The 627-nt window shown below is 36.8% G+C and carries 1 pseudogene; it reads left to right on the top strand.

Features of this window, described 5'->3' with window-relative positions:
- Positions 1-627, top strand: a pseudogene (locus tag JAO71_RS15735) (hypothetical protein); the annotation flags it as partial.

Raw genomic sequence — 627 nt, 5'->3', positions numbered from 1 at the left:
TAAAACTAACGGTTAAAGCAGGTAGTTTAGCACTTTTAAATGCAGATGCTTTTGTAAGAGAAGTAGAAGTAGAAGCAGGTGCTACTTTTGAAGTTGTAGATGGATTATTATTAGAAGTAGAAAATGGTGTCAATAACAACGGAACTATTCAGTTTTCAGGTGAAGCGCAATTAATACAAAACCACACAGGGACAAGCTTAAATACAGGAAGCGGAATTTTAAAAATGACGCAAGAAGGGACTACAAATTTATATAATTATAATTTTTGGTCTTCACCAGTAAATAGATCAGGAGATTGGCAAGTTAGTTATCTAGAAACGGCTTCAGGTGCAGTTGGATTTACAACAGGCTATGATGCCAACCCATCAGCTACTCCAATAGAGCTTAGTAGTTATTGGTTGTATACTTTTAATGATTTACTAGATAATTATGCTGGATGGCAACAAATAACACCAACCACAGGATTAATACCAGGTATTGGCTATACAATGAAAGGTTCAGGAAGTGGAGCTCCATCAGGCGAATCTTATTGGTTTAACGGTACAGCAAACGATGGAGATATAACGATTCCCGCTTTAGCAGGAAACCAGATTTTAGTAGGTAATCCATATCCATCAGCAATTGGAG

It is taken from the genome of Olleya sediminilitoris, from assembly GCF_016785945.1.
Classification (GTDB): domain Bacteria; phylum Bacteroidota; class Bacteroidia; order Flavobacteriales; family Flavobacteriaceae; genus Olleya; species Olleya sediminilitoris.
Note: the sequence above shows the minus strand (reverse complement) of the source record. Positions and strands in the feature narration are given on the sequence as shown.